Source organism: Cupriavidus sp. BIS7 (genome assembly GCF_000292345.1).
Taxonomy (GTDB): Bacteria; Pseudomonadota; Gammaproteobacteria; order Burkholderiales; family Burkholderiaceae; genus Cupriavidus.
The window spans coordinates 22928-42070 of the sequence record NZ_ALOU01000038.1; the positions used below are offsets into that span (position 1 = coordinate 22928).

Here is a 19143-nt window from a genome sequence, read left to right on the forward strand (position 1 = left end):
AGTCCGTCAGGCGCGTGTTCATGCTAACGCCAATACAGCGGAAAAGCGTTTCGGGCAGATACCGATACGCAAAATTCTGTGACTAGGCCGCCACCGCAGAAGTGCCGCCATGCCCGCGGGCCGGCGGCGCCTTCATGCTCCACGCGATTATAAGCCAGAGCACCAGTACGACCGCGCAGCCAATGAAGACGGCGCTGCGGCCTTCGTGCTTGAGCAGCCAGCCGCCGACCACGCCGCCAAGGAACAGTCCCATGGCCTGGGTCGTGTTGTAGATCCCCAGCGCGGCGCCACGGCTGGCGGCCGCGTAGCGCGACACCAGCGACGGCTGCATCGCTTCCAGCACATTGAACGCGACGAAGAACAGCAGCAGCACGCCGACGATCGGCCACAGGCCGTGCACCGATGCGAACAGGATCTGGACGACGGTCATCAGCGCCACCGAAGCCAGCAGCACCGGGCGAACCTTGCCGTAGCGCTCGGCGGCCATCATCGGCGCCAGCATCAGCAGGAACGACACCAGCACGACGGGCAGATAGACCTTCCAGTGCTGGTCCAGCGGCATGCCCGCGTCGGTCAGCATGGCCGGGACCACCATGAACATGGCCACCTGGCTTGCATGCAGCGCCAGCACGCCAACGTTCAACCGGACCAAGTCGGCATTCATCAGCACCTGGCGGAACGGAAGCTGCACCGGATGCGGCGGCGGCGGGGTCGGCACCAGGAACAGCGTCACGCCGATCGCCACCACGCCCAGCACGGCCATCAGGCCAAAGATGCCGGACATGCCGATCGAGTGCAGCAGCGGCGAGGCAATCACCAGCGACAACGCGAAGGTCAGGCCGATACTGCCGCCGACCATGGCCATGGCCTTGGTGCGATGGCGTTCACGCGTCAGGTCGGCGATGCAGGCCGTGATGGCCGCGGAAATCGCGCCCATGCCCTGCAACGCGCGGCCGATCGTGATGCCAGTCAGTGTGTCGGCGAACGCCGCGATCAGCGCGCCCGCCACGAACAGCAGCAGCCCGCCGACCATGACCGGCTTGCGCCCGATCCGGTCGGACAGCCAGCCCAGCGGAATGTGCAGGAAAGCTTGCATCAGGCCGTAGATACCCATCGCCAGGCCCACGCGCTGGGCGTCATGCCCATCGGGCAGCGTGTGCGCGTATTCGGCAAAGACCGGCAGGATCAGGAACAGGCCCAGCATGCGCAGGGCAAAGATGCTGGCCAGCGAGAGACTGGCACGCAACTCGCCGCGGGTCATGCGGTCGCGTGCGGCTTCCGCCTGGGCGGGCTCGTTGGCAAGGGTAGCGGGCTGTGGGGAAGGCGGGATCGACGGCATTGCGGTCGTATAAGGAATTCTGGTTCGGTCGGCGACAGCTTCGATCGCCCGAGGGCCGGGAAGTTGCTGACATCGCGCTGTCTCCACCCCGCTGTCATCCCTGTCTGGCGCCGGGCAACCCCGGAAACCGAAGTTCGGTATATTAGCAGGTTTGCTTCCCGCGATTTTCGGATCACCCGCAGCACTTTGCGGTCCGCAAAACGCGTGTCGCGGCAGGCTGGCCGCCGCTTCGGGCGCCACTAGCGCAGCGCAAGGCACTTTGACGGATATGGAAGAAATCAAGATCCGTGGGGCGCGTACCCACAACCTCAAGAACATCAATCTCGACCTGCCGCGCAACAAGCTTGTGGTGATCACGGGGCTGTCGGGGTCCGGGAAGTCGTCGCTGGCGTTCGACACCCTCTACGCCGAGGGCCAGCGCCGCTACGTCGAATCGCTGTCCGCCTACGCCCGCCAGTTCCTGCAACTGATGGAAAAGCCCGACGTCGACCTGATCGAGGGGCTGTCCCCGGCGATCTCGATCGAACAGAAGGCCACCAGCCACAACCCGCGCTCGACCGTCGGCACCGTCACCGAAATCCACGACTACCTGCGCCTGCTCTACGCCCGCGCGGGCACGCCGCACTGCCCCGACCACAATATCGCGCTGCAGGCACAAAGCGTGTCGCAGATGGTCGATGCCGCACTGGCGTTGCCGGAAGACACGAAGCTGATGATCCTTGCGCCCGTGGTATCGGACCGCAAGGGCGAGCACACCGATCTGTTCGAGACGATGCAGGCGCAGGGCTTCGTGCGCTTCCGCATCCGCTCGGGCGGCGGCACCGCCCACGAGGCCGAGGCGAAGGTCTACGAGGTGGACGCGCTGCCCAAGCTCAAGAAGACCGAAAAGCACACGATCGAGGTAGTGGTCGATCGCGTCAAGGTGCGCGCCGATATCAAGCAACGCCTGGCCGAATCGTTCGAAACGGCACTACGCCTGGCCGATGGCCGCGCGATTGCGCTGGAAATGGACACGGGCCGCGAGCACCTGTTCAGCTCGCGCTTTGCGTGCCCGATCTGCTCGTACTCGCTGCAGGAGCTTGAGCCGCGGCTGTTCTCGTTCAACAATCCGATGGGCGCCTGCCCAAGCTGCGACGGCCTGGGCCAGATCACGTTCTTCGATCCGAAGCGCGTGGTGGCCTTTCCGAACCTGTCGCTGGCCTCGGGCGCGATCAAGGGCTGGGACCGGCGCAACCAGTTCTACTTCCAGATGCTGCAGAGCCTGGCGGCGTTCTACGAATTCGATACCGAGACGCCATTCGAGGAACTGCAGCCCGAAGTGCAGCAGGTGGTGCTGCAAGGCTCCGGCGAGCAGGAGATCCCGTTCACCTATATCAACGAGCGCGGCCGCACCACGGTGCGCGCCCACGCGTTCGAAGGGATCATCCCCAACCTCGAACGCCGCTATCGCGAAACCGATTCGGTGGCCGTGCGCGAGGAACTGGCCAAGTACCAGAACAACCAGGCCTGCCCGGCCTGCGAAGGCACGCGCCTGCGCACCGAGGCACGCCACGTGAAGATTGGCGAGGACGACCAGGCGCGCGCGATCTTCGAGATCAACGGCTGGCCGCTGCGCGATGCGCTGACGTACTTCCTGACGCTGAACCTGCACGGCGCCAAGCGCGAGATCGCCGACAAGATCGTCAAGGAGATCACCGCGCGGCTGAACTTCCTGAACAACGTCGGGCTCGATTACCTGTCGCTCGAACGCAGCGCCGATACGCTTTCCGGCGGCGAGGCGCAGCGCATCCGGCTGGCGTCGCAGATCGGCTCGGGCCTGACCGGCGTGATGTACGTGCTGGACGAGCCGTCGATTGGCCTGCACCAGCGCGACAACGACCGGCTGATCGGCACGCTCAAGCACCTGCGCGACATCGGCAACTCGGTACTGGTGGTGGAGCACGACGAGGACATGATCCGCGCGTGCGACTACGTGGTGGACATCGGCCCCGGCGCGGGCGTTCATGGCGGCATGATCGTGGCCGAAGGCACCCCTGACCAGATCGAGGATTCGGCGGCATCGCTGACAGGCCAGTACCTGTCCGGCAAGCGCCGTATCGACGTGCCGAAGAAGCGCGCCTCGCCTGACGATGAGCGCCTGCTGCGCATCGTCAACGCCACGGGCAACAACCTGCGCAACGTCACCGCCGAAGTGCCCGTGGGCCTGCTCACGTGCATCACCGGGGTCTCCGGCTCGGGCAAGTCGACGCTGATCAACGACACGCTCTATCACGCGGTGGCACGCCACCTGTACGGCTCCGCGGCAGAGCCCGCGCCGCACGATCGCATCGAGGGCCTGGAACACTTCGACAAGGTCATCAATGTCGACCAGAGCCCGATCGGCCGTACGCCACGCTCGAACCCGGCCACGTACACGGGCCTGTTCACGCCGATCCGCGAGCTGTTCGCAGGCGTGCCGGCGGCCAAGGAGCGCGGCTACGACCCCGGGCGCTTCTCGTTCAACGTGAAGGGCGGCCGCTGCGAGTCATGCCAGGGCGATGGCGTGATCAAGGTGGAAATGCACTTCCTGCCGGACGTCTACGTGCCATGCGATGTCTGCCACGGGCAGCGCTACAACCGTGAAACGCTGGAAGTGCAATACAAGGGCAAGAGCATTTCTGAAGTGCTCGACCTGACGGTGGAGCAGGCGCACGAGTTCTTCAGCGCCGTGCCTGTGGTGCGCCGCAAGCTGCAGACGCTGCTGGACGTGGGCCTGGGCTACATCCGTCTTGGCCAGTCGGCCACCACGTTGTCGGGCGGCGAGGCGCAGCGCGTCAAGCTGGCGCTGGAGCTTTCCAAGCGCGACACGGGCCGCACGCTCTACATCCTCGACGAGCCGACCACCGGCCTGCACTTCCACGATATCGAGCTGCTGCTGAAGGTCATCCAGAAACTGCGCGACCACGGCAATACGGTCGTGATCATCGAGCACAACCTCGACGTCATCAAGACCGCCGACTGGCTGATCGACATGGGCCCCGAAGGCGGTGCCGGCGGCGGCCAGGTGATCGCAAAGGGAACGCCGGAGGCGGTGGCGGCCAGCAAGGCAAGCTTTACGGGCAAGTACCTGGCGCCGTTACTGCAGCGGAGTTGAGACCGGCAGCGATCGAGACGCCATCGCCCTCCGCTATGCGCTCCCCTCGCCCACGTGCGGGCGATGGGAGCAAACCATCCGCGATCCCTACCCTGCCTCCGCCACGTCGAGCTTCTCCCCCGCATCCTCTTTCATCCTGCTGCGGTTCATCAGCCCCGCCTGCTCCAGCACCGGATACGCCGTGGCACAGAACAGCGAGTTGAGTCGCTTCAGCTCGGCAATCAGATCCAGGTGCAGCGAGCTCGTCTCAATGCTTTCCACGGTCTGCACGGCCACACGCTGCAGGTGCGAACGCGCCAGCTCGCGCTCCAGGTCGCGGAAGGCGGCTTTTTCCCCCATGAGCTGTTGCGCGCTGCGCAGGTCGCCGGTCAGGAACACCGACATTCCGAGCCGCAGGTTAGCCACCACGCGCGCGTGCATCTCCGCGATTTCCTGCATGCCCGCCTCGGAGAACGACAGGTTGTGCGCGATCTTCTTTTCCCTGGCGTCGATGATCACACGCTCGATCAGATCCCCCGCGTGCTCCAGGTTGATCGTCAGCGAAATGATCTCGGTCCAGCGCTGGCCGTCACGCTCGTCCAGCGCCTCGGTGCTGATCTGCGTCAGGTAGAGCTTGATCGCGGTGTAGAGATCGTCTATTTCGTTGTCGATGCGGCAAGTGTTGTTGGCAAGCTTCAGGTCGTTGGTCCGCAGCACGCGCAGCAGGTTGTCGAGCATCTGCTCGACACGATCGCCAATGCGCAGCACTTCACGCGCGGCGTTGGAAAGCGCCAGCGTCGGCGTGGACAGCGCGGATGGATCGAGGTGACGCGGCGTGACCTGGCTGTCGCCGGTATTGCTGCCCGGCAGGATCGCATCGCACAGCCGCGCCAGCGGTGCGGTGGCGCCCAGCAGCAGGATTGCGAGTGCCACGTTGAACAGCAGGTGGAAGTTCACGATCATCCGCTGCGGATCACTGCCGACCAGCGCCAGCAGTTCCTCGGCCTTCGAAAGCAGCGGCAGCGCGATCACACAGCCGAGCAGTCGCGACAGCAGATTGCCCAGCGTCACGCGCTTGCCGGGCTGGTTGTTGCCCGAGGTCGACAGCAACGCGGAGACCCCCGATCCGAGATTGGCGCCCAGTACCAGCGCCATCGCCACGTGGATCGACACCACTCCCGCGGAAGCCAGCGCGCCGCAGAACAGCACCATGGCCAGGCTCGAATAGCAAAGGATGGTCAGCAGCGCACCGATCAACATGTCCAGCGCGGGATCACCGGTCAGCGTGCTGAACAGCACCTTGACGCCGGCCGCCTGCACCACGGGCCGCGTGGCGATGGAAATCAGTTCAAGCGCCAGCGTGATCAGGCCCAGCCCGATCAGCACGCGGCCCACATGTCCGGCCTTGTTGCCCTTCCAGGTCAGATGCAGGATCACGCCGACAAAGATCAGCAGCGGGGACAGCCATGACAGGTCGAGCGAAAACACCTGCACCATCAGCGCGGTACCCACGTTCGCGCCCAGCATGATTGCGAGCGCGGGCGCCACCGCGATCAAACCCTGACCGACGAACGAACTGACGATAACGGCCGTCGCATTGCTGCTCTGGACAAGGCCCGTCACGCCTACCCCCGCAAGGAAGGCGGCAAAACGGTTGGATACGCTGACGGAAAGCACCTGGCGCAGATTGGCGCCGTACACGCGCAGGATGCCGACTTTGACGATATTGGTGCCCCAGATCAGGAGCGCCACGCCGGAGAGAAGATGAAGCAGTACGCCCATTGTGCGGCCCTCATTGTGACCGGTGCCGGCCGGGCAGGTGCGAGGCGTGCAGCCCGGTCATCGCATTGTTATTGCATGGGGGCATTATGCGCCCCGCTGTTACACGGGGCAAATCGCGGCAGGGCGCGCCGGCTCAGTGGCCCGCGAAATCGCAGACCGTGAACAGCGGCAGGCCACTGGCCTGCAGCAGCTTCGAACCGCCAAGCTCCGGCAGGTCGACGATTGCCGCGCCCTCCACCACCGTGGCGCCCAGCCTTTCCAGCAGTTTGCGGCCGGCCATCATCGTGCCGCCCGTGGCAATCAGGTCGTCGATCAGCAGCACGCGGTCGCCCGCCTTGCAGGCATCGGCATGGATCTCCACCGTGGCACTGCCGTACTCGAGCTCGTACTCCTCCGCCACGGTCTGGAACGGCAGCTTGCCCTTCTTGCGGATCGGCACGAAGCCCAGGTTCAGTTCGTACGCGATGATCGAACCAAGGATGAATCCGCGCGCGTCGATGCCGGCCACGAGGTCCAGCTTCTGGTCCATGTAGCGATGCACGAAGACATCGATCAGCACGCGCAGCGTCTTGGGGTTCTGCAGCAGCGGCGTGATGTCGCGGAACATGACACCGGGCTGCGGCCAGTCCGGCACGGTGCGGATGCGGTCACGCAGGTAACCGGAGACATCGCCAAGATCAGGGGACTGGATGATGGAATTCGCCATGAAGAAATACGTGGAATGTGAAATTGCGCGTCATGCGGTAATGGGCTACCACCCATGTCTGGAACCGCCGCCGCACAATGGCCCGGCGATTTGGACATCCGCAACCCGCAAAGATACAGGAGACAGCCATGGGTAAGAAGATTCTGATGCTGGCCGGCGACTTCGCCGAGGACTACGAAACCATGGTGCCGTTCCAGGCGCTGCAGATGGTGGGCCACACGGTTCACGCAGTCTGCCCGGACAAGAAGGCCGGCGACCACTGCGCCACCGCCATCCATGATTTCGAGGGCGACCAGACCTACACGGAAAAGCGCGGCCACAACTTTACGCTGAATGCCACGTTCGCGGACATCGATCCGGCCAGGTATGACGCGCTCGTCATTCCTGGCGGCCGCGCCCCAGAATATCTGCGCCTGAACGCCCGCGTGATCGAGATCGTGCGTCACTTCGCCCAGGCCAACAAGCCGATCGCCGCGGTCTGCCATGGCGCCCAGTTGCTGGCCGCTGCCGGAGTGCTCGAAGGCCGCACGTGTTCCGCCTACCCGGCCTGCGCGCCCGAAGTCCGGCTGGCGGGCGGCAAATATGCCGATATTCCCGTCGACCAGGCCCACACCGACGGCAATCTCGTGACGGCGCCGGCGTGGCCCGCACATCCGGCCTGGCTCGCGCAGTTCCTTGCCGTGCTCGGGACACGGATCGTAGAGTAGAGGCTTCCGAAACGCGGCCTGGCTCGTCGGGCCGGGGCCGCGCCTCACGGGAGTGTCCATGTGTGAGATCTTCGTCCGGGCCAATCCGGACTCGTACCAGACCCAGTCCCGGTCGCTACGCCTGCACGGCATGGCGACCAGCATCCGGCTGGAAACCCTGTTCTGGGAAGTCCTGGAGGAACTGGCGCAGCGCGACGGCATGACCGTCAACCAGTTACTGACACGGCTGCACGACGAACTCGCGGAACATCGCGGCGAGACATCGCTGTCGGCCAATTTCGCCTCGTTCCTGCGTGTGTGCTGCCTGCGTTACCTGCTGCTGCAGAACGAAGGGCGCATCCCATCGGATACGAATGTGCCGATCCGGTCGCTTGATGCGCGGGCCGTGCTGGATAGTTTGCCGGCATCGTGGGTGGAGGCGGATAGCTCCTCTCTCCCACGGCGTGCGAGAGAGGAGCCGGTCCCTAGTCCTTGATCAGCCTTTCCTCAGCCGATTCCAGCGCTTCCGGCGTCCCGCGCAGCACCACGATATCGCCGGGTTCCAGCACCGTGTCGGGCTCCGGGTCAAATGCGCGAATGCCGCGGCGGCGCACCGCAGTAACTTCGGCGCCGATCCTGTCCAGCCCCAGCGCACCCAGCCGACGGCCAACGGCCGTATGCTCTGGCCCGAGCGACACCGCGTGCAGCCGCACCGTGTCGCGCTCGACCATGTCTTCCTCGTCGTCCCGGCCGTGGAAATAGCCGCGCAGCAGGCTGTAGCGCGCGTCACGCGCCTGCTGCACGCCACGCACCACGCGGCGCATCGGCACACCCAGCAGCACCAGCGCGTGCGAGGCCAGCATCAGGCTGCCTTCGATAATCTCCGGCACCACTTCGGTGGCACCAGCCTTCTGCAGCGTATCCAGCTCTGAATCGTCAACCGTCCGCACGATCACCGGCAGCGCGGGTGCCAGTTCCTGCACATGGTGCAGCACCTTCACCGCGGACGGCGTATTCGCATAGGTCACCACCACCAGCGCCGCGCGATGAATACCGGCCGCAATCAGCGCCTCGCGCCGGCCGGCGTCGCCATAGACCACGGTATCGCCCGCCGCCGCGGCGTCGCGCACGCGATCCGGGTCGAGGTCCAGCGCCACATAGGTGATGCCTTCGCGCTCCAGCATGTGGGCCAGGTTCTGGCCGCTGCGCCCGTATCCGCAGATGATGGCGTGCTTTTCGGTTTGCAGGCTCTGCGCCGCAATCCGCGTCATGTTCAGCGACTGCAGCAGCCATTCGTTGGCGGCAAAGCGCAGCACGATGGCATCGCTGTACTGGATCAGGAATGGAGCAGCCAGCATCGACAACAGCATCGACGCCAGGATCACCTGGATCAGCACCGGGTCCACCAGCCCCATGCCGTCGATCTGGTTGAGCAGCACGAAGCCGAACTCGCCGGCCTGCGCCAGACCCAGCCCGGTGCGGATCGCCACCCCTTGCCGGGAGCCGAACACGCGCGCCAGCGCGGCGATCAGCACCAGCTTGAACAGGATCGGCACGACCAGCAGCGCCAGCACCAGCCAGATGTGGTCCAGCACCACGCGGACGTTCAGCAACATGCCGATCGTGACGAAGAACAGGCCGAGCAGCACGTCCCGGAACGGCTTGATGTCCTCCTCCACCTGATGGCGGTAGGGCGTTTCCGAGATCAGCATGCCGGCCATGAACGCGCCGAGCGCCATCGACAGCCCCAGCCGCTCGGTCAGCGCAGCCATGCCCAGCGTCACCAGCAGCAGGTTGAGCATGAAAAGCTCCTGCGACCGGCGTGCCGCCACAACGTGGAACCAGCGGCTCATCAGGCGCTGGCCAAGGAAGAAGATCGCGCCCAGGGCCACGACGATCTTCACGGTGGCCAGCCCCAGCGCAAAGGCCAGCTCGCTGGGATCGCGCGACAACGCGGGGATGACGATCAGCAGCGGCACCACGGCCAGATCCTGGAACAGCAGGATGCTGATGATGTTGCGCCCGTGCTCGCTTTCCAGTTCCATGCGCTCGGCAAGCATCTTGGAGACGATGGCCGTGGACGACATCGCCAGCGCGCCGCCCAGCGCCACCGAGGCCTGCCAGGACATCGGGAACAGCCAGTTGAACAGCCAGCTAGCGGGAATCACGACAAGCATCGACAGGATCACCTGCGAGCCGCCCATCCCGAACACCAGCCGCTTCATCGCACGGAGCTTGGACAGGCTGAACTCGAGCCCGATCGAGAACATCAGGAAGACCACGCCGAATTCGGCCAGGTACTTGGTCTGGTCCGTATCGCTGGCCAGACCCAGCGCGTGCGGGCCGATCAGGATGCCCACCGCCAGGTAGCCAAGCATTGGCGGCAGTTGCAGCATGCGGAATGCCACCACGCCGAACACAGCGGCGGCCAGCAGCACCAGGGTCAGTTCCAGCGGAGAATGCATCGGCAGGCTTGAAAAGGTACCAGCCGGGCACGCGCGCCGTCCCGGCATTTGCGCCCCGCCGGCAAAACACGGCAAGCGCGGCGGTCGTCACGGCCAATGAGGCGGGAAAGCCGGGCCAGACGCCATCGCATTCGTTGGTATACTCCGACGCCATGATAGCCAATTTCGATGCGGATCGAGCACTCCGGCTCGCCCGCCATACTCTTCAGATCGAAGCCGACGCCGTTTCCGCGCTGGCGGGCCGGCTCACGCCCGCGTTCGGGTTGGCAGTCGAGATAATTCTCGGCTGCACGGGCCGCGTGGTCGTGTCCGGCATCGGCAAGTCCGGCCACATCGGCCGCAAGGTGGCAGCCACGCTGGCATCCACCGGCACGCCGTCGTTCTTCGTGCACCCCGCCGAGGCCAGCCATGGCGATCTCGGCATGATCACGCGCGACGACGTGCTGATCGCCTTCTCCAATTCCGGCGAAACGGCCGAACTCCTGTCGATCATCCCGATCGTCAAGCGAATCGGCGCCCGCTTGATTTCGATCACGGGCAATCCCGGGTCCAACCTGGCCAAGCTGTCCGACGCCCATCTAGATGGCGGCGTGGAACAGGAGGCCTGCCCGCTGAACCTGGCCCCGACCGCGAGCACCACCGCCGCGCTGGCACTGGGCGATGCGCTGGCCGTGGCTGTCCTTGACGCGCGCGGCTTCGGCGAGGAAGACTTCGCGCGCTCGCACCCGGGCGGCGCGCTGGGCCGCAAGCTGCTGACCCACGTGCGCGATATCATGCGCACCGGCAACGCCGTTCCCGCAGTCCGCGAAAGCACGCCGCTGGCCCAGGCCCTGATGGAAATCACGCGCAAGGGCATGGCCATGACCGCCGTGGTCGATCCGGACGGCCGTGCCGTGGGCGTATTCACCGACGGCGATCTGCGCCGCCTGCTGGAAACCCCGCGCGACTGGAAGACCGTGCCGATCGGCGAGGTCATGCACCGCAACCCGCACACGGTGCATCTGGACCAGCTCGCCGTGGAAGCCGTGCAGGTCATGGAAACGAACCGCATCAACCAGTTGCTCGTCGTCGATGGCGACGGCCGCCTGGCGGGCGCGCTTCACATCCACGACCTGACCCGCGCCAAGGTCATCTGAGCAATGCCGGAGTTCCTGTCCAGCCTTGTCGGCCTGGTAATGCGGATGCTGCCGCTGCTGCTGATGGCCATCGTGGCCGGCAGCACGTTCTGGCTCGTGCAGATCAACTCTCCGCACGAGGACACCGCGAAGACTCAGGTCAAGCGGCACGTCCCCGACTACTACATGGAACGCTTCTCGGCGACCGAACTGGCCGAGGACGGCAATACCAAGATTCGCTTCACGGGCGTGAAGATGGACCACTTCGAGGACGACCAGACCTACGAAGTGACCACGCCGGCCATGCGCAACTATGCTCCGGACCGCCCGCCTGTCACCGTCAATGCCAAGCGCGGCGTGATGAACGCCGAGGGGTCGATCATCGATCTGTACGGCGATGCGTTCATCGTCCGCCAGGCGGGCGTCGACGTCTCGAAAGACCCGCGCATGACCGCGGCCTCGCAATACTTCCAGCTCCTGGTCAACGACGATATCGTCAAGACCGACAAGCCGGTGGAACTGACGCGCGGCCAGTCGGTGATGACGGCCAACGGCCTGATCTTCAACAACGTCACCCGCGAAGTACAATTGCTGGGTAACGTTCGCGGCACCATCATCATGAATTCGCCGGGGCAGACCAGGACCCAGTGAGATCGGGGAATGTGTCCCGACCTGCGCCTGATCGCCGTCCTTTCCTCATCGCTAGCCAAACATGACTGCTTCCCTGACGACATTGGCATGTCGCCGCACTGCGCCCGCCCTGCTGGCTGCCATCGCCGCTCTCGGCCTGACCCTGGCCCAGCCGGTATTCGCCGAACGTGCGGACCAGACCAAGCCGCTGGTGCTGGAAGCCGACAATGCCAGCTACGATGACGTCAAGCAGATCTACACGCTGACCGGCAACGTGGTGCTGACCAAGGGCACGATGGTGCTGAAGTCCGACGCCGCCGAACTGCGCACCGATCCCGAGGGCTACCAGTACGCCGTGGCCACGTCCAAGCCGGGCCACCAGGCCTATATCCGCCAGAAGCGCGACGGCGTGGACGAATACATCGACGGCTGGGGCGATCGCATCGAATACGACGGCAAGTCGGAGATCAACAAGCTGATCGGCAATGCGCGCGCGGCGCGTGTGTCCGGTGTCGGCGCGAAAATCCTTGACGAAATCCGCGGTGCGGTGATCACCTACGACAGCCGCAACGAGTTCTATACCGCCACGGGCGGCGAAAACAACACGACCGCCGGCAATCAGTCGGGCCGCGTGCGCGCCGTACTGTCGCCGCGCTCGACCCAGGCCAGCGCCCCAGCCGGCGCGCCGGTCGATCTCAGGCCGTCCTCCCAGCCGGCCCAGCCTTGAGGGCTCAGCCAGCCCTGATAGTTTCACGCTCGATCCGTACCTGATGAACGATACCGCCACGCTTGCCGCCCCCGCCTCTTCCGAGCCACTCGCTGACAGCAGCACGCTGGTCGTGCGCCACCTGAAGAAGCGCTACGGCTCGCGCACCGTGGTCAAGGACGTGTCGCTCGACGTCAAGAGCGGCGAAGTCGTGGGTCTGCTGGGCCCCAACGGCGCCGGCAAGACCACGTCCTTCTACATGATCGTGGGCCTGGTCGCGCTTGATGAAGGCGACATCGTGCTCGACGGGCAGCACATCAGCAGCCTGGCCATCCACGAGCGCGCGCGCATGGGTCTTTCCTACCTGCCGCAGGAAGCGTCGGTCTTCCGCAAGCTCAACGTGGAAGAAAACATCCGCGCGGTGCTGGAACTGCAGGTGGTCAATGGCAAGCCGCTGCCCAAGCCGGAAATCGACAGGCGGCTCGACTCGCTGCTGGACGACCTGCAGATCGCCCACCTGCGCAACAACCCGGCGCTGTCGCTGTCTGGCGGCGAGCGCCGCCGTGTGGAAATCGCACGAGCGCTGGCGTCCGCACCGCGCTTCATCCTGCTCGACGAACCGTTCGCCGGCGTGGACCCGATCGCCGTGGGCGAGATCCAGCGCATCGTCAGCTTCCTGAAGGCACGCAACATCGGCGTACTGATCACCGACCACAACGTGCGCGAAACGCTCGGCATCTGCGACCACGCCTACATCATCAGCGAAGGCACCGTGCTGGCCGCCGGCCAGCCCGAGGAAATCATCGCCAACGAGTCCGTACGGCGCGTCTATCTGGGCGAGAACTTCCGCATGTGATGCGGCGGCCGCGACGCCGCCTTGAAGCATTCGTCAACTAGCCGTTGGCGATCACGAAGCTGCAGCGATAGGTGATAGCAATTTCCGTTCCAACAACGGAAAGATGCGCATAGAATAGGTCGAATGAAACCATCGCTTCAGCTTCGACTTTCCCAGCATCTGGCCCTGACTCCGCAACTGCAGCAGTCCATCCGGCTGCTGCAGTTATCCACGCTGGAACTGCAACAGGAAGTCGAACAGGCGCTGACTGAAAACCCGCTGCTTGAACGCGAAAACGACTGGATCGAAAGCCCGCTGCGCGTGGCCGCGGACGGCTCGGTCAATTTGCAGAGTGCCCCTGCCCCTGCACCCGCCGAGCCTCAGGGCAACGGCGAGGATCGCACGAACGGCGCAGGCGCCGGCGAGGACGACAGCTACGACAGTAGCACCGCCGATGACTACGGCAGCGACTGGAGCCTCGACGATTTCGCACGCCGCCCGCAAGGCGACGAAGACGAAAAGACGCCGATGCAGTTGCGCGAAGCCGAGCCCACACTGCGCGAATACCTGATGGAGCAACTCACGCCGCTGAAGATCTCGGCGCGTGACAAGGGCCTGGCAATCTTCCTGATTGAATCCCTGGACGACGACGGTTACCTGAGCGCATCGCTTGAGGAAATCTGCACCGAACTGCCCGAGGAACTCGAGTTCGAGATCGAGGAAGTGCAGGCGATGCTGACGCTGCTGCAAAGCTTCGACCCGCCCGGGGTGGGCGCACGCAATGCGGCGGAATGCCTGAGCCTGCAGTTGCGCCGCCTGCAACATCCGCAACGAGACCTTGCATTATCGATCGTCAACCACCATCTCGAGTTACTGGCCGTACGTGATTACACGCGGCTCAAGAAAGCCCTGCAGGTGGACGAAATTGCATTAAAGGCCGCGCATGAACTGATCCGGTCTCTGGCGCCGTATCCCGGGCACGCCTACAGCCGCCCGGAAGCGGATTTCGTGGTGCCGGACGTATTCGTGCGCAAGAGTGGCAGCGGCTGGATCGCCCAGCTCAATCCCGATGTCATGCCGCGCCTGCGCATCAACGATATGTATGCGCAGATTTTGCGCGGTGCAAAAGGAGAAGCGGGCGCAGCCGGACTGCAGCAGAAGTTGCAGGAGGCGCGGTGGCTTATCAAGAACATTCAGCAGCGATTCGACACGATCCTGCGCGTTTCACAGGCTATTGTGGAACGTCAAAAGAACTTTTTCTCGCACGGCGAAATCGCGATGCGCCCCTTGGTTTTGAGGGAGATTGCCGATACACTGGGTTTACATGAGTCGACCATTTCCCGGGTGACTACGAATAAATACATGGCCACGCCAATGGGTACTTTCGAGCTGAAGTACTTCTTTGGTAGCCACGTCTCCACCGAGACTGGCGGCGCGGCCTCATCCACGGCGATCCGCGCGCTGATCAAGCAACTGATAGGAGCCGAAGAACCCAGGAATCCCCTTTCCGACAGCCGCATCGCCGAGTTGCTGGGCGAACAGGGCTTTGTGGTCGCACGCCGCACGGTGGCCAAGTACCGCGAAGCGCTGAAGATCCCCGCAGTCAATCTCCGCAAGACTTTGTAGCCGAGCCGCAACCGCCTGCCTGGTGCGGCTCTTTTAGAAGGAGAAGCGCTATGAACTTCAAGATCAGTGGACACCACCTCGACATCACGCCGCCGTTGCGTGAGTATGTGGAAACGAAACTGGAGCGAATTGTCAGGCATTTCGATCAGGTCATCGGGGTCAGCGTGCTGCTATCTGTCGACAACCACAAGGAAAAGGACAGGCGCCAGTACGCGGAAATCAACCTGCATCTAAAGGGGAAAGACATCTTCGTAGAAGCGCATCATGAAGACCTGTACGCGGCTATCGACTGTCTGGTCGACAAACTCGATCGTCAGGTGATCCGCTACAAGGACCGCGTGCAAGGGCATGACCGTGAGGCGGTCAAGTATCAGATGGCTGCCGCGCAACTACAGCAGCAATAAAAGGTGGCAACTCACTGAAAGCTGCCCCTGAGAGGATCGATAAGAAGAGCAAAGCCGCGCATCTGCGCGGCTTTTTTGATGGTCGGCCGCCGGGCATGTTCGCGGCGCACGCGTTACCTCCACGCCACGTCCTGCAACATTTGATCGGCCGGGGGTGTTCGCAACGAGCGCTGCTCGGTGTATGCTGCACCATACAAAAACCACTGGCAGAACGGCCCCGGCGCACCGGTCCGGCATATCGCATGAGAATAATCTTGCGGAGGCGGGCGGCAGCATCCGGGTGGGCAAGCCGGCCGGCAAGCTCGCGGCACCACCCGCGGCGCCGGCGCTGCATCGCACAAGTGCGCTGCGGCCCTGCTCTATAATGGCCGGACGCTTCTGATGCGCGTCCACATTTAGCGCTCGATATCCTTGAATGCCCAACGCGGCGGGACGACTCATGCGCGTCGGCTCGTCACTCTGACATTTCGTGCATCGCCCATGAATCGTTTGGCCAAATTGCTGCCACCCGGCAACATTACTCTCGACGTCACCGTCACCAGCAAGAAGCGGGTCTTCGAGCAAGCCGGGCTCCTGTTCGAGAACAACCATGGTGTGGCCCGCGCCACCGTGACCGACAACCTGTTCGCGCGCGAATCCCTCGGATCGACCGGCCTCGGTGCTGGCGTCGCCATTCCGCACGGCCGCATCAAGGGCCTCAAGCAGCCGCTGGCCGCCTTCATGCGCCTGGCCGAGCCGATTCCGTTCGAGTCACCCGACGGCAAACCGGTGTCGCTGCTGATCTTCCTGCTGGTACCGGAACAGGCCACGCAACAGCACCTTGAAATTCTCTCGGAAATCGCCCAACTCCTATCGGACCGAGAAATGCGCGAAGGGCTTGCAACGTTACCCACGCCCGACGCAGTCCACCAACTGCTGACCCAGTGGCACCCATGATCGTCCGCCCACAGGCCAGCGTAGCCTGACGCGATACCCGGATACCGCCCCTCCCGAAAGTCATCCCGCATGGAACTCACCGGCGTCACCTCACAGTCGATCTTCGACGACAACGCGGCCGACATCAAACTCTCATGGGTTGCCGGTCTCGAAGGCGCCGATCGTGCCTTCGATGTCGAATTCGCACGTGAAGCCACATCCGCGGCCGATCTGGTAGGCCACTTGAACCTGATCCACCCGAACCGGATCCAGGTGCTTGGCAAACCCGAGATCCTCTATTACCAGCGGCTCGACGACGAACCGCGCAAGCGCCAGATGGGCGAGCTGATCCTGCTCGAGCCGCCTTTCCTGGTGGTGGCCGACGGCATGGAGCCGCCGCCCGACCTGGAGTTGCGCTGCACGCGCTCGTCGACCCCGCTGTTCACCACCCCGGTGTCGTCGGCGGCGGTCATCGATCACCTGCGCCTGTACCTGTCGCGAATTTCCGCGCCGCGTGTGACCATGCACGGCGTGTTTCTCGACATCCTCGGCATGGGCGTGCTGATCATGGGCGAATCGGGCCTCGGCAAGAGCGAACTGGGCCTGGAACTGATCTCGCGTGGCCACGGCCTGGTGGCCGATGACGCCGTGGACTTCGTACGCCTCGGCCCGGACTTCATTGAAGGCCGTTGCCCGCCACTGCTGCAGAACCTGCTCGAAGTGCGTGGGCTGGGCCTGCTCGATATCAAGACGATCTTCGGTGAAACCGCTGTTCGCCGGAAGATGAAGCTCAAGCTTGTGGTGCAACTGGTGCGCCGCAACGACGGCGAGTTCGAGCGGCTACCGCTCGATTCGCAGTATCTCGATGTGCTCGGCCTGCCGATCCACATGGTCAAGATCCAGGTGGCGGCCGGCCGAAACCTCGCCGTGCTGGTGGAAGCCGCCGTGCGCAACACGATCCTGCGCCTGCGCGGCATCGATACGCTGCGCGACTTCATGGACCGCCAGCGTGCGGCAATGCAAGCCGACGTTGTCTCCCGCGGCCAGGGCCGCCTCCTTTAAAGCCACTAACAAGACGATTCTGGCGTCGTTGCGCGGCCTCGGCCAGTACCACTTGTACTGTCTGCGGCCGCTCCCTTGCAGGGCGCGCATGCGCTCGTAGGCGCATGCCGTTACGCAGGCGGCTCGCTTGGCGAGCCGAAACCCCTGCTTCACCCTAGCCAGAACCGCTTCGCTTCGCCTTGTTAGCGGCTTCTGATTCCCTTCCCTGTGATTTCGGAGCCTGCGGGGGCGCTTTCAATTGCTTACAAGCGCCCCGCTCTCCCTCGTCAACGCGCTTTGGGCGCACACCGTTTTGTGCTTCAATGGGCATCGAGCCCAGTCCGGTACCGCCAGCCGCCACACGTTCAAGAAGTCGGCGCGCGGCCACGATGTGTTTCCACACCAGGAGAGAAGCATGAAAAAACTGATCGCGATGTGTGTGCTGGTTACGCCCTTGTTCGCCACGGGCGCGTTTGCCCAGGGCGCTTCGGCCCCCACTGCCGAGAAATCGGGCAAGGCCCCGACCGCCCAGCAGGAAAAGATGTCGGCCTGCTCCAAGCAGAACAAGGGCAAGAAGGGCGATGACTACAAGAAGGCAATGAGCGACTGCCTGTCCGGCACTGCGGCAGCGTCCGCACCGGCCGCGCCGAAGACCCAGCAGGAAAAGATGTCGGCCTGCTCCAAGGAGAACAAGGGCAAGAAGGGCGACGACTACAAGAAGGCGATGAGCGATTGCCTGTCGAAGCCGGCAGCCTGATCCGCAGAATCTGACAATTCCCCCGAAATGATGGCGAATCGATTGCGATTCGCCATTTTTCCTTGTGGCGCGCTGTCATGACGCCGCCATCACGCGATGCTATGCTTGCATCGCTATGCGGATCATTCTCATCACCGGAATCTCCGGCTCCGGAAAGTCGGTCGCGCTGAACGTGCTGGAAGATGCAGGGTATTACTGCGTCGACAACCTCCCGGCCCAGTTCATCCCCGCGCTCGCCAGCTACCTGGCCGAACAGGGCTATACGCACCTTGGCGTGGCCACCGACATTCGCAGCCGCGAATCGCTCGTGCGCCTGCCCGACACCGTGCGCGAACTGGGCGCCAATCATCAGGTACAGGTCCTGTTCCTGACTGCCAGCACTGATGCCCTGGTTCAGCGTTACTCGGAAACGCGCCGGCGCCACCCGCTGTCGGCGCGCGTAGAAGCCGGTGCGGCAGCCGATACTGGCAGCGATACCTCCCTGATCGAGGCGATCGAGATGGAGCGCGAGCTTCTGAGCCCGCTTGCCGAAACGGCACATCGAATCGACACCAGCAACGTGCGCACCAATACGCTGCGGAGCTGGATCAAGGAACTGATCCACGAGGACAACAGCCAGCAACTGACGCTGCTGTTCGAATCGTTCGGCTTCAAGCACGGTGTGCCCAGCGACGCCGACCTGGTGTTTGACGTACGCTCGCTGCCGAACCCCTACTACGACCTTGCGCTGCGCCCGCTGACGGGTCGTGATGCACCGGTGATCGACTTCCTGCAAAGCCAGCCGATGGTACTGGCGATGGCCGAGGACATCCGCGCCTATGTGGAAAAGTGGCTGCCGAGTTTCATCACCGATAACCGCAGCTACCTGACCGTCGCCATCGGATGCACGGGCGGCCAGCACCGTTCCGTGTTCATTGCGGAAAGACTTGCCAACTATTTCCGGGCCCATGGTAACGTGATGGTCAGACACCGCGAGCTGGCCCCTGCTGGCTGACGCGCGGCCTGACGGACGCGGCGCCCCGCC

The 19143-nt window shown here is 64.1% G+C and carries 17 protein-coding genes; 13 read left to right on the plus strand and 4 right to left on the minus strand.

All coding sequences use genetic code 11. From position 1 onward, the window contains the following. Positions 1–82: 82 nt before the first annotated feature. On the minus strand, positions 83–1339 hold the full coding sequence (locus B552_RS0113930; RefSeq protein WP_019449642.1) for an MFS transporter: 1257 nt from the start codon (positions 1337–1339) through the stop codon (positions 83–85). A gap of 268 nt (positions 1340–1607) precedes the next feature. Between B552_RS0113930 and uvrA the strand changes: the two genes are divergently transcribed. Beyond that, the gene (uvrA, locus tag B552_RS0113935) at positions 1608–4472 is read left to right on the plus strand and encodes an excinuclease ABC subunit UvrA (protein ID WP_019449643.1); all 2865 of its coding nucleotides are present in this window, start codon (positions 1608–1610) and stop codon (positions 4470–4472) included. An 87-nt stretch (positions 4473–4559) separates the two neighbouring features. Here the strand turns inward: uvrA and B552_RS0113940 are convergent, their stop codons facing one another. Both B552_RS0113940 and B552_RS0113945 read right to left on the minus strand, forming a co-directional pair. Further along, on the minus strand, positions 4560–6233 hold the full coding sequence (locus tag B552_RS0113940; protein WP_019449644.1) for a Na/Pi cotransporter family protein: 1674 nt from the start codon (positions 6231–6233) through the stop codon (positions 4560–4562). 133 nt (positions 6234–6366) lie between these two features. Further along, the gene (locus B552_RS0113945; RefSeq protein ID WP_019449645.1) at positions 6367–6939 is read right to left on the minus strand and encodes an adenine phosphoribosyltransferase; all 573 of its coding nucleotides are present in this window, start codon (positions 6937–6939) and stop codon (positions 6367–6369) included. Between the two features lie 128 nt (positions 6940–7067). On the opposite strand from B552_RS0113945, the gene B552_RS0113950 reads away from it, so the two are divergent. Both B552_RS0113950 and B552_RS0113955 read left to right on the plus strand, forming a co-directional pair. Next, entirely contained in the window at positions 7068–7646 is a 579-nt protein-coding gene (locus B552_RS0113950) for a DJ-1/PfpI family protein (protein ID WP_019449646.1), read from the plus strand. 58 nt (positions 7647–7704) lie between these two features. Next, positions 7705–8121 carry a ribbon-helix-helix domain-containing protein gene (locus B552_RS0113955; protein ID WP_019449647.1) on the plus strand — a complete coding sequence of 139 codons (417 nt, stop codon included), beginning with the start codon at positions 7705–7707 and terminating at the stop codon, positions 8119–8121. On the opposite strand, the gene B552_RS0113960 is transcribed toward B552_RS0113955, so the two are convergent. Next, a complete protein-coding gene (locus B552_RS0113960; RefSeq protein ID WP_019449648.1) occupies positions 8111–10090 on the minus strand; it encodes a monovalent cation:proton antiporter family protein in 1980 nt (659 codons plus the stop codon). The genes B552_RS0113955 and B552_RS0113960 overlap by 11 nt on opposite strands. Positions 10091–10242: 152 nt before the next feature. On the opposite strand from B552_RS0113960, the gene B552_RS0113965 reads away from it, so the two are divergent. From B552_RS0113965 to rapZ, 10 genes are all read left to right on the plus strand, one after another. Continuing rightward, the gene (locus tag B552_RS0113965; RefSeq protein WP_026035647.1) at positions 10243–11226 is read left to right on the plus strand and encodes a KpsF/GutQ family sugar-phosphate isomerase; all 984 of its coding nucleotides are present in this window, start codon (positions 10243–10245) and stop codon (positions 11224–11226) included. Between the two features lie 3 nt (positions 11227–11229). Continuing rightward, positions 11230–11856, plus strand: a complete 627-nt coding sequence (lptC, locus tag B552_RS0113970) for an LPS export ABC transporter periplasmic protein LptC (protein WP_019449650.1) — start codon at positions 11230–11232, stop codon at positions 11854–11856. A 61-nt stretch (positions 11857–11917) separates the two neighbouring features. After that, on the plus strand, positions 11918–12562 hold the full coding sequence (gene lptA, locus B552_RS0113975; protein ID WP_019449651.1) for a lipopolysaccharide transport periplasmic protein LptA: 645 nt from the start codon (positions 11918–11920) through the stop codon (positions 12560–12562). Positions 12563–12605: 43 nt separating this feature from the next. Next, positions 12606–13397, plus strand: a complete 792-nt coding sequence (gene lptB / locus B552_RS0113980; protein WP_019449652.1) for an LPS export ABC transporter ATP-binding protein — start codon at positions 12606–12608, stop codon at positions 13395–13397. Positions 13398–13520: 123 nt separating this feature from the next. Then, positions 13521–15002 (plus strand): RNA polymerase factor sigma-54, encoded by a 1482-nt coding sequence (locus B552_RS0113990; protein ID WP_019449654.1) that lies wholly within the window; start codon positions 13521–13523, stop codon positions 15000–15002. 50 nt (positions 15003–15052) lie between these two features. After that, positions 15053–15406, plus strand: coding sequence for a ribosome-associated translation inhibitor RaiA (raiA, locus tag B552_RS0113995; protein ID WP_019449655.1), 354 nt, complete (start codon positions 15053–15055; stop codon positions 15404–15406). Between the two features lie 480 nt (positions 15407–15886). Continuing rightward, positions 15887–16342: a PTS IIA-like nitrogen regulatory protein PtsN gene (gene ptsN, locus B552_RS0114000; RefSeq protein ID WP_019449656.1), complete on the plus strand. Its 456-nt coding sequence runs from the start codon at positions 15887–15889 to the stop codon at positions 16340–16342. Between the two features lie 69 nt (positions 16343–16411). Continuing rightward, complete coding sequence (gene hprK, locus B552_RS0114005; RefSeq protein WP_008650955.1) at positions 16412–17383, plus strand: HPr(Ser) kinase/phosphatase; 972 nt, start codon at positions 16412–16414, stop codon at positions 17381–17383. 394 nt (positions 17384–17777) lie between these two features. After that, positions 17778–18119, plus strand: coding sequence for a PsiF family protein (locus tag B552_RS0114010; RefSeq protein WP_019449657.1), 342 nt, complete (start codon positions 17778–17780; stop codon positions 18117–18119). A 115-nt stretch (positions 18120–18234) separates the two neighbouring features. Beyond that, a complete protein-coding gene (gene rapZ, locus B552_RS0114015) occupies positions 18235–19113 on the plus strand; it encodes an RNase adapter RapZ (protein ID WP_019449658.1) in 879 nt (292 codons plus the stop codon). Positions 19114–19143: the final 30 nt, after the last annotated feature.

Bases quoted from the DNA above. Each gene is read 5' to 3' on its own strand.
- B552_RS0113940 (WP_019449644.1), bottom strand. From the start codon at position 6,233: ATGGGCGTACTGCTTCATCTTCTCTCCGGCGTGGCGCTCCTGATCTGG.
- B552_RS0113945 (WP_019449645.1), bottom strand. From the start codon at position 6,939: ATGGCGAATTCCATCATCCAGTCCCCTGATCTTGGCGATGTCTCCGGT.
- lptC (WP_019449650.1), top strand. From the start codon at position 11,230: ATGCCGGAGTTCCTGTCCAGCCTTGTCGGCCTGGTAATGCGGATGCTG.
- B552_RS0113990 (WP_019449654.1), top strand. From the start codon at position 13,521: ATGAAACCATCGCTTCAGCTTCGACTTTCCCAGCATCTGGCCCTGACT.
- B552_RS0113955 (WP_019449647.1), top strand. From the start codon at position 7,705: ATGTGTGAGATCTTCGTCCGGGCCAATCCGGACTCGTACCAGACCCAG.
- rapZ (WP_019449658.1), top strand. From the start codon at position 18,235: ATGCGGATCATTCTCATCACCGGAATCTCCGGCTCCGGAAAGTCGGTC.
- B552_RS0113930 (WP_019449642.1), bottom strand. From the start codon at position 1,339: ATGCCGTCGATCCCGCCTTCCCCACAGCCCGCTACCCTTGCCAACGAG.
- ptsN (WP_019449656.1), top strand. From the start codon at position 15,887: ATGAATCGTTTGGCCAAATTGCTGCCACCCGGCAACATTACTCTCGAC.
- raiA (WP_019449655.1), top strand. From the start codon at position 15,053: ATGAACTTCAAGATCAGTGGACACCACCTCGACATCACGCCGCCGTTG.
- B552_RS0114010 (WP_019449657.1), top strand. From the start codon at position 17,778: ATGAAAAAACTGATCGCGATGTGTGTGCTGGTTACGCCCTTGTTCGCC.
- uvrA (WP_019449643.1), top strand. From the start codon at position 1,608: ATGGAAGAAATCAAGATCCGTGGGGCGCGTACCCACAACCTCAAGAAC.
- lptB (WP_019449652.1), top strand. From the start codon at position 12,606: ATGAACGATACCGCCACGCTTGCCGCCCCCGCCTCTTCCGAGCCACTC.
- hprK (WP_008650955.1), top strand. From the start codon at position 16,412: ATGGAACTCACCGGCGTCACCTCACAGTCGATCTTCGACGACAACGCG.
- B552_RS0113960 (WP_019449648.1), bottom strand. From the start codon at position 10,090: ATGCATTCTCCGCTGGAACTGACCCTGGTGCTGCTGGCCGCCGCTGTG.
- B552_RS0113965 (WP_026035647.1), top strand. From the start codon at position 10,243: ATGATAGCCAATTTCGATGCGGATCGAGCACTCCGGCTCGCCCGCCAT.
- lptA (WP_019449651.1), top strand. From the start codon at position 11,918: ATGACTGCTTCCCTGACGACATTGGCATGTCGCCGCACTGCGCCCGCC.
- B552_RS0113950 (WP_019449646.1), top strand. From the start codon at position 7,068: ATGGGTAAGAAGATTCTGATGCTGGCCGGCGACTTCGCCGAGGACTAC.